This window comes from Okeania sp. SIO2B9 (genome assembly GCF_010672505.1).
Lineage (GTDB): Bacteria > Cyanobacteriota > Cyanobacteriia > Cyanobacteriales > Microcoleaceae > Okeania > Okeania hirsuta.
Window position 1 is genome coordinate 1 of the sequence record NZ_JAAHGK010001271.1, and the last position, 2,196, is coordinate 2,196.

Sequence of the window (2,196 nt, forward strand, 5' to 3'; positions counted from 1 at the left end):
TGTAAGCGCGAAGGTAAGGAAGAAGGAAGAAGGAAGAGGCAAGAGGCAAGAGGTAGGAAGGCTTAAGTTAAGAGCAAGAAAAAACTTCAATTTGCTATATATATTCATATATTCATGCTTGGGTTTACACAAACGCGCCCTAACGGACATGATATCATTGATACTTAATATCATATCCGTTTAATTAGCTATAAAAAAACTTTCTTCTCCTTGTCCTTCTTCTTTCCTCCTGACTCCTGACTTCCCCTCCTGGGAGGGGGAGGGGCGAGGGGTGGGTTGACTCCTGACTCCTGAAATGGTATATTTATTTTTAATTCACAATAGCAAGTTTTCTAGGCATCAGTCTTTCCAAAATTTGTTTCAGTACCATTGCTGTCCAATCAATATCTGCTTCCGTTGTTTCTCGTCCTAATGTTAAACGAATACCTCTAGTTGCAGCCTCTTCTGTATATCCCATTGCCAGTAATATTGGACTTGGAGTTACCTTTCCACTATGACAAGCTGAACCAGCACTAATACCAATTCCAGCCAAGTTTAACTGTCGCACCAAAGTTTTACCTGTAATTTTATCTTCCGTTTCCTCTATTTCAACTTCTGGGGGAACAATGCAGAAACTAACATGATGAGGTAGTCTGTGCCATCTATCCCCAGTAGAAATTACATAAGGAGTTTGTGCCATCTGTTCAAATAAGCGATCGCGCAATCTGATTAACCTTAATGTTTCTGTCGTCATTTCCTCATTAGCTAATTCTGCTGCCACTCCAAAACCAGCGATCGCTGCTACGGCCTGAGTACCAGAACGTAATTTCAATTCCTGGCCACCACCAGTCAATATCGGTACTAGCTCTACACCTTCTCTGATATAAAGCGCCCCCACACCTTGAGGACCATAAATTTTATGACTTGATAAAGATAATAAATCTACTGGCAGTTTTTGTACATCTATTGGTAAACGTCCTACCACCTGAACAGCATCAGTATGAAATAAAACCCCATGAGAACGACAAATATTACCTAGTTCCTCAATAGGTTGGAGAGTGCCTACTTCACTTTGACCATAAATTATTGATACTAAAACTGTATTTGCTTGTAATGCTGCTTGTAGTTTTTCTGGATCTACCCTTGCTTGTCTATTGACAGGTAATCTTGTAACTTGCCAACCCCAATTTTCTAACATTCTTGCTGGTTCTGAAATCGCAGAATGTTCCACACTAGAAATAATGATATGTTGGGGTTTTTCATAGCAACGTGCTACACCCATGATTGCCATATTATCAGCTTCAGTCCCCCCAGAAGTAAAAATAATTGACTCTGGCACTGTATTGATCAAATTAGCTACTTTTATTCTTGCCCTCTCGACTAATGTTGCCGATCTCTGGCCCCATTTATGTAAGCTAGATGGATTACCCCACTGTTGGGTAAAAGCTTGTTGCATAACAGCGATCGCTTCTGGGCTTGTTGGTGTTGTGGCACTATAGTCTAGATAAATTTGCATCATGTCTATCCGTTTTTATCATTAACTTCTACAATATAATCAAAATATTGTCACAGAATTTTTGAGATAAAGGAGTGAAAAAGTAAATAAAAATTGTTTAAGTAGTCAGACAAAATTACGCGATATATCTACTCTGTAAATTCCCAGATATTTGCTTAAAAATTCTAATAGGACTGCTATATATATGAATTATTTTTAATGTGGCTGTTGTAACTCAGATATTTCTATACTTTTAATAGTTAAATTCTAAAAAGTTAGCGAATAATTAAGGTTTAAAGCCTCTCCTTTAAAGGAGAAAAAAGCGGTCGAGGAATAGCAATGTCTCAGAGCAATATCCATGATAGCAAGATAAGAAAAAATTTTCCTGTCTCGTTAATCCTCTTGTTTTCAAGGAGAGGCAATTATTAATTATTAATTATTAATTATTAATTGTTGAATAGCTACTTAGGTTTACAAACATTATAATCTTCATGTGACATAACTTTCTGTGGTATGACAAAATTACCATAATCTTGACAAATCATTCTATAGTTGCGAGTAACAGGTATACTTACTATGAAACGATTATGGCGGAGCCGTTTACCTCCAAATTCTCGATAGCTTTGATTATCATTTAATGCAGAAATAATTGACCTGGCTTTAACCACTACATAATCTGGTAAACCTCTCAAGTCTATCAAATCACCATCGAAAGAAGCTTC

At 37.1% G+C, this 2,196-nt stretch carries 2 protein-coding genes; both read right to left on the reverse strand.

Going from position 1 to position 2,196, the window contains the following annotated elements; genetic code table 11:
- Positions 1-310: 310 nt before the first annotated feature.
- Entirely contained in the window at positions 311-1,495 is a 1,185-nt protein-coding gene (locus F6K13_RS29710) for a cysteine desulfurase family protein (protein WP_124155159.1), read from the reverse strand.
- A 440-nt stretch (positions 1,496-1,935) separates the two neighbouring features.
- Positions 1,936-2,196, reverse strand: a 261-nt coding sequence (locus F6K13_RS29715) for a hypothetical protein (protein ID WP_287289373.1), incomplete at its 5' end; no start/stop codon positions are given.